8 protein-coding genes are annotated in these 6,668 nt (G+C 69.9%); 4 read left to right on the forward strand and 4 right to left on the reverse strand.

Annotated elements, in window-relative coordinates; translation table 11 throughout:
- Window positions 1-98: 98 nt before the first annotated feature.
- The gene (locus tag C0461_RS12640; protein ID WP_292107509.1) at window positions 99-470 is read right to left on the reverse strand and encodes an NtrZ family periplasmic regulatory protein; all 372 of its coding nucleotides are present in this window, start codon (window positions 468-470) and stop codon (window positions 99-101) included.
- A gap of 351 nt (window positions 471-821) precedes the next feature.
- Here C0461_RS12640 and C0461_RS12645 point away from each other — a divergent pair, with 351 nt between their 5' ends.
- The 4 genes from C0461_RS12645 to C0461_RS12660 are packed head-to-tail and all read left to right on the forward strand — an operon-like array spanning window position 822 to window position 4,979.
- Window positions 822-1,265 carry a DUF3576 domain-containing protein gene (locus tag C0461_RS12645; protein WP_292107511.1) on the forward strand — a complete coding sequence of 148 codons (444 nt, stop codon included), beginning with the start codon at window positions 822-824 and terminating at the stop codon, window positions 1,263-1,265.
- Between the two features lie 22 nt (window positions 1,266-1,287).
- A complete protein-coding gene (gene leuS, locus C0461_RS12650) occupies window positions 1,288-3,849 on the forward strand; it encodes a leucine--tRNA ligase (protein ID WP_292107512.1) in 2,562 nt (853 codons plus the stop codon).
- Window positions 3,846-4,340, forward strand: a complete 495-nt coding sequence (gene lptE / locus C0461_RS12655; protein WP_292107513.1) for an LPS assembly lipoprotein LptE — start codon at window positions 3,846-3,848, stop codon at window positions 4,338-4,340. The genes leuS and lptE overlap by 4 nt, the downstream gene beginning before the upstream one ends.
- Before the next feature lie 12 nt (window positions 4,341-4,352).
- On the forward strand, window positions 4,353-4,979 hold the full coding sequence (locus C0461_RS12660; protein WP_292107514.1) for an A24 family peptidase: 627 nt from the start codon (window positions 4,353-4,355) through the stop codon (window positions 4,977-4,979).
- Here C0461_RS12660 and C0461_RS12665 read toward each other — a convergent pair.
- From C0461_RS12665 to gspL, 3 genes are all read right to left on the reverse strand, one after another.
- Entirely contained in the window at window positions 4,958-5,290 is a 333-nt protein-coding gene (locus C0461_RS12665; protein ID WP_292107515.1) for a hypothetical protein, read from the reverse strand. The two genes, C0461_RS12660 and C0461_RS12665, sit on opposite strands and share 22 nt — an antisense overlap.
- Window positions 5,287-5,760 carry a type II secretion system protein GspM gene (gene gspM, locus C0461_RS12670; protein ID WP_292107516.1) on the reverse strand — a complete coding sequence of 158 codons (474 nt, stop codon included), beginning with the start codon at window positions 5,758-5,760 and terminating at the stop codon, window positions 5,287-5,289. The genes C0461_RS12665 and gspM overlap by 4 nt, the downstream gene beginning before the upstream one ends.
- On the reverse strand, window positions 5,757-6,668 hold a 912-nt coding region (gene gspL / locus C0461_RS12675; protein WP_292107517.1), incomplete at its 5' end, for a type II secretion system protein GspL. The genes gspM and gspL, both read right to left, overlap by 4 nt.

The following is a 6,668-nucleotide window of genomic DNA, read 5'->3' on the forward strand; positions in this document are numbered from 1 at the left end:
GCCGACGCCCTTCCCGGTCCTGATCCCCGCCTGTGGTCCGACATCATCGGTGCTGCTGTGATCAGCGCCTCAACAACCACCCTCAACGGGTCAAATTTCTAGAACTTGAAGATCGTCTCCAGCCGCACACGGGGCTGGGAGCGTCGGTCCGTTTCCACCGGACGGGCCGGATCGGTCTGGGGCTCGGACAGGGAGGCGGCTGCGCCGACCCGAAGACGCGGGTTCAGGCGGTAAAAGGCGCCCGCCTGCACATCGCTCCAGTCCGCCTCGCGGCCGACCGGCTGGCTGAGGTTCAGGTCGAGGCCCCAGCGACCGTCCTCGTTCCAACGCAGGCCGCGCCGGGGCGCATCCTGTTCGGAAACCAGATCATTGCGGACGGTGGGGGACGCCTGGACGGTAGCGCGGGCGGACTCGCGAGTCTGGGCCGAGGCGTTGGACGCCGTCGTCGCCAGGGCCGCAACAGCAGCCATCGCAAGAATGAGTCCTTGGACCCGCATTACCCGTTTCCGCCCTTTAATCCAGCCGGGACCGTTGTTTGTCCCTCGCCGACCGGTCGGTGTGACCGATACCGGCAGCGTCGATTAGACATGGTCTCACAGCCCGGTCAACGCAATGCGATGGCCTGAACAAGGTTCCGTGACGGGTTCCCGGCGGCCTGTGGCTCGCGCAACACGGGAGTTCCCGCATCAGAATGCGCAGGGCCGCTTGTCAGCGCGGCGGTTCGCCATGCTATAGACCATTTGGCGGTCCGTGGGGGCGCGGCGCCGGTCGTCCGGTCGTGCGCGCCCGGGCGGGACGGCAATCATTTGACGGAGTTTCCCATGGCCATCACTCGTGGCGCGTCGATCGCCCTGATCGCCTGCAGCGTCGCCCTGGCGAGCTGCGGCAGCCTGAACCCCCTGTCGCGGGGCGACCGCGCGGCTTCGGCGGGGACGGAACAGGGAATCGGGGTCAACAGCTTTCTCTGGCGCGCCTCGCTGGACACCCTGTCCTTCATGCCGCTGATCACCGCCGACCCGTGGGGCGGCGTGATCAACTATGACTGGCACACGCCGGCCGCATCGCCGAACGAGCGCTTCAAGGCCACGGTGTTCATCCTGGACACACGCCTGCGCGCCGACGCCCTCAACGTCACCGTGACCCGCGAGATTCGCAACGAGGCGGGCCAATGGATCGCCCAGCCGGTGAATCCCCAGACCGAAACGGATCTGGAGAACGCCATCCTGACGCGGGCGCGGCAGCTGAACCTCGCCTACGCCGGCTGATCGCCGGAGTCAGACTGACCGCATGACGCGATACGATCCCCGGACGGCCGAACCCCGCCAGCGTGCGCGCTGGGAGGCGGCGAAAGCCTTCGTGACCCCGACCGGCGATACCGGACGGCCGAAATACTATGTGCTGGAGATGTTTCCCTATCCCAGCGGGAACATCCACATGGGCCATGCCCGCAACTATGTGATGGGCGACGTGGTGGCCCGTCACAAGCGGGCCCAAGGCTTCGATGTCCTGCACCCCATGGGCTGGGACGCCTTCGGCATGCCTGCGGAAAACGCCGCCATGGAGCGGGGCGTGCATCCCGGCGACTGGACCTGGTCCAACATCGCCGCCATGCGCGACCAGCTGAAGCTGCTGGGCCTGTCGCTGGACTGGAGCCGCGAGTTCGCCACCTGCGATCCGGCCTATTACGGCAAGCAGCAAGCCTGGTTCATCGAGCTGCTGAAGCGCGGTCTGGTCTATCGCAAGGAAGGCGTCGTCAACTGGGATCCGGTGGACAACACCGTCCTGGCCAACGAGCAGGTGATCGACGGCCGCGGCTGGCGCTCCGGCGCCGAGGTCGAGAAGAAGAAGCTGACCCAGTGGTTCCTGCGGATCACCGACTACGCCGACGATCTGGTGGAGGGCCTGTCCACCCTGGACCGCTGGCCCGAGAAGGTCCGCCTGATGCAGGCCAACTGGATCGGCCGCTCCACCGGGGCGCGGGTGACCTGGCCCCTCAAAGGTGATGTGCCGGACGGCTTCGAGAGCGTCGAGGTGTTCACCACCCGGCCCGACACCCTGTACGGCGCGTCCTTCGTGGGCCTGGCGCCCGACCATCCGCTTTCGGCCGCCCTCGCCGTGCGCAATCCTGAGGCCGCCGCCTTCGTCGCCGAATGCAAGAAGGGCGGCGCCAGCCAGGCCGAGATCGACCAGGCCGAGAAGATCGGCTTCGACACCGGCCTGACCGCCGTCCACCCGCTGGATCCGGCGCGCACGATTCCCGTGTGGATCGCCAATTTCATCCTGTCGGAGTACGGCACCGGCGCCATCTTCGCCTGCCCGGCCCATGATCAGCGCGATCTGGATTTCGCCCGCAAATACGACCTGCCGGTCATCCCGGTGGTGCGCCCGGACAGCGCCGGCGAGGACTTCGCCGTTGCGGACGAGGCCTATGTGGGCCCGGGCCGCATCTTCAACTCGGCCGATCTGGACGGGCTGGATGTGGAGGCCGCCAAGAAGGCGGCGGTGGCGCGCATCGAGGCGGCCGGCCTCGGCGAAGGCGCCACGGTCTATCGCCTGCGGGACTGGGGCGTGTCGCGCCAGCGCTACTGGGGCTGTCCCATCCCCATCATTCACTGCGAGGCGTGTGGACCGGTCCCGGTTCCGGCCGACCAGTTGCCGGTCGAGTTGCCGAAGGACGTGACCTTCGACGTGCCGGGCAATCCGCTGGATCGCCACCCCACGTGGAAGCACGTCAAATGCCCCTCGTGCGGCGCAGACGCCCGGCGCGAGACAGACACCCTGGACACCTTCGTGGACAGCTCGTGGTATTTTGCGCGCTTCACCGATCCCACGGCCGACGCGCCCATCGACAAGGCGGCGGCCGACCGCTGGCTGCCGGTGGATCAATACATCGGCGGGGTCGAGCACGCGATCCTGCACCTGCTCTACGCCCGCTTCATCACCCGCGCCCTCTCGGATGCAGGCCTGATGAACGTGAAGGAGCCGTTCGCGGGCCTGTTCACCCAGGGCATGGTGGTCCACGAGACCTACAGGGCGGCTGACGGCAAGTGGGTCGAGCCCACCGACGTGGACATCGTCACCGAGGGCGACAGGCGCACCGCCACGCGCCGCTCCACCGGCGAGGCCCTGACCATCGGCGACATCGAGAAGATGTCGAAGTCGAAGAAGAACGTGGTGGCGCCCGAAGAGATTCTGGAGGCCTACGGCGTGGACGCCGGGCGTCTGTTCGTGCTGTCCGACAGCCCCCCCGAGCGCGACGTGCAGTGGACCACCGGCGGCGTCGAGGGCGCCAGCCGCTTCGTCCAGCGGGTCTGGGCCGAGTTCGACAGCTTTGACCCCGCCAAGGCTGGCGACGCCAAGCTCGACGAGGCACTGCGCCGCGAGACGCACAAGGCCGTCAAATCGGTCAGCGAGGGTGTCGAGGGCTTCCGCTTCAACGCAGCCATCGCCAAGCTGTACGCCTTCGTGGCTGTCATCCGCGCCCATGCGGAGGCGGGCGGCGAGGCCCGGCGCGAGGCCCTGGCGGCCCTGGCCCGGCTGATCGCGCCCTTCACGCCGCACCTGGCCGAGGAATGCTGGACCCGTCTGGGTCAGGACGGCATGGTTCTGGACGCGCCCTGGCCGGAATACGATCCGGCGCTGGCCACGGACGACGAGGTCACCCTGCCGATCCAGATCAATGGCAAGCGTCGCGGCGAGGTGGTGATGCCGCGCGGCGCGCCCGAGGATCAGGTGCGCGAGGCGGCTCTGGCGAACCCGGCGGTTCAGGCCTACCTTGCCTCGATCAGCCAGTCGGTCCGAAAGGTCATCGTGGTGCCCGACCGCATCGTCAATCTGGTGGCCGGGTGACCCGGCTGGGCCGCATCGGCGCCGCTCTCGGCACCCTGATGATGCTGGCCGCCTGCGGATTCACGCCCCTGTACGCCGAGCCGGGCGTGTCGCCGACGCTGTCCCGCATCTCGGTTTCGGTCCCGGACACCCGGGTGGGTTACGAGTTGCGGCGGGCGCTGGAGGATGAACTGGCGTGGGATCGCGGCCAGACGCCCCTGTGGCGTCTTCAGACCGACGTGGAGCAGCGTCGGGGCGCCCTTGGCCGTCGGGTGGACGACACAGTCTCGCGTTATGAACTGGTGTTGGTGGTGCGTTACCAGCTGACCCCCGTCTCCGGCGGAGAGGCCATCACCGACGCGGTGACGGCCACGGTCACCTACGCCGCCGCCGACCAGGCCTACGCCGCCATCGCGGCCCAGCGTGACGGCGAACAGCGCGCCGTGGCCGAGGCCGCGCGCCTGATCCGCCTGGACCTGTCGCGCGCCCTGGCTCACCTGAACCGCCCCTAGGCCCCTTGATCCGTGTTTGAATGGACCCTGATCCCGCTGGGCGCCCTGGCGGGGGCGGCGTCGGCATGGCTGACAGCGCGGCTGGATGAAACCGGGCCGGGCCGACCTTCGATCAGCCTGATCGCAGGGCTCGCCGCCCCCGGCGCGGCGTTGGGCGGCTGGGCATGGGCGAGCGGCCCCGAACCTGTGGCGGTGAGCGCCCTGCTGGGCTGGAGCCTGCTGCTGATCGCGGCCGTGGACGCTCGGCATTTCTGGCTGCCGGACTGGCTGACCCTGCCGCTTCTGGCGGCCGGGCTGGCGGTGACGGCACTGATCGACCGGCCCGTTCTGATCGACCATCTGATCGGCGCGGCGGTCGGCTTCGCCGTGCTGTGGGGCATCGCGGCTCTCTATCGCCGGACGCGAGGCCGGGAGGGACTGGGGGGCGGCGATTTCCGCCTGCTGGCGGCGGCGGGGGCGTGGACCGGATGGATGGGCCTGCCCAGCGTGCTGTTGTGGGCCTCCGTAGCGGGGCTGAGTCTGGTGCTGGCGCGTCTGGCCCTGAAGCAGCCGGTTTCGGGCGAGGACCGCCTGCCCTTCGGCGTCTTCCTTGCGCTGGGGATCTGGATGACCTGGCTCTACGGGCCGCTGGGCCTGTAGGCGGCGAAGCCCTCCAGCGGGATGCGCTCGCCCGTGGCGTCGCGCACCGTCACCGCCCGCAGCCGCGCCGCGTCGTCATCCGCCAGCATCAGGCCGAACGGATTGACCGAAACCCTGAGGTCTCCCAGCGGCATGCCCCCCGCCCGCGCCCCGATCGCCCGCCCGCCCCAGAACGGTCCTTCGACCCGCTCGGCGGACAGGCCCAGGTCGTCGGCCCCCGCCATGCCCAGCACCAGCCGCAGCGGCGTCAGCACCGCCAGCATGAGCATCAGCGACGCAGCGAAGATGAGGATCAGGCTCAGACGGCTCACGGCGCGACCGTCCCCTGCGCCTGCAGGGTGGCGTCAGCGTTCTCAAGCACGCTGAGACTGTCGATGGTCAGCCCGGCCCGCTCCAGAGCGGCGATCCAGCCGAACAGGCGGGCGGTCTCGGCGGACTCCACCGCGAAGCTGACACCCCCGCCCTCGGCGGTCATCTGAACCGCGATCCCCGCCTCGGCGGCGCTGTCGTTCAGAAGGGCTTCTATGTCGTCAGGGGATCGCGCGACACCGCCGGATGGGTCGATCCCCGACGCCGCCGAGGCCAGGGCATGGGTCTGGACCGCGGCGTCCAGTCGGTCGGCGGCGCCGGCCTTCCGGGCCAGCAGGGGCGCAAGGATGAGGAACCACGCCAGCACGAGCGCCAGCACGCCGCCGAGCACGCCCAGCATCACATGCTCGCGCGCCGTGCGGCCGTCCCACCAGACGCGGGCGGCTTTTACCTGTTCGCTGAAGACGGTCATGCGGCGGCTCCGATGATTACGTCGCTGACCATGCGGCCGTCCTCCTCGAGGGTGCTTTCGTCGGTCATGGTCAGGCCCGAGGCCAGGAGCGCGGCGTCCAGCGCTTCCAGATCGCCATAGGCGCCGTATGAGACCGTCGCCCGCACCTGACCGTCGGCGTAGACCGACAGGGCGTCCAGCTCGGTTCCCTCCACCTGCTCCACGGCGGCGAACAGGGCGGCTGTGACGCCCGATATCCCGCCCGAGGCGGCGGTCGCGTTCAGGCGACGCAGAGCCTCGGCCGCCGGATCTGCCCCCGGCGCCATGTCGGGAAACGCCTGGCGCAACATCGCCGTGCTCTCACGGTTCAGCTCCCGCGCCGCCAGATCGTCCCGCGCCGCGGCCACACCCAGCAGAAGCAGGGGCGAAAGGACCAGCAGGCCGGCCATCACCGCCGCGCGGCGCCGGGCCCCCAGGCCCTGGTCGGCGGCGCGGGTGCGGCCGATCAGATTGACCGGCGGGTTCAGGGCGGCCTGGACCAGCATGGCCTCCACCTCCTCTGCCCGCTCCACCGGGGACACCGGGCGCTCGCCCGCAATCAGGGGCGCCAGATCCGGCTCCACTGTCACCGACAGGTCGATCCCCCGCAGGGCGGTCATCGGCCCGAAGCCCACCGAGGTGAGGCCCTCGCCCTCAAGCGGCGGCGCGACGGTCAGATGGTCCGGCACGATCACGTCCGAGGTCACGCCGAGCGACTCGGCATAGGCGATCCAGGCGTCGACGAGCGCCGCATTGGCCACGGCGACCAGCCGCCGGCCGTCGGTCTCCCGGCGCGGGCCCAGCGACACGCGCAGCCGATCGGGCGGAGCGGCCAGATCGTCGCGCAGGGCCCACAGGGCGGCGGCCCGCCCTTGCGCCTCGTTGCGTCC

This window comes from Brevundimonas sp. (assembly GCF_013823285.1).
Classification (GTDB): domain Bacteria; phylum Pseudomonadota; class Alphaproteobacteria; order Caulobacterales; family Caulobacteraceae; genus Brevundimonas.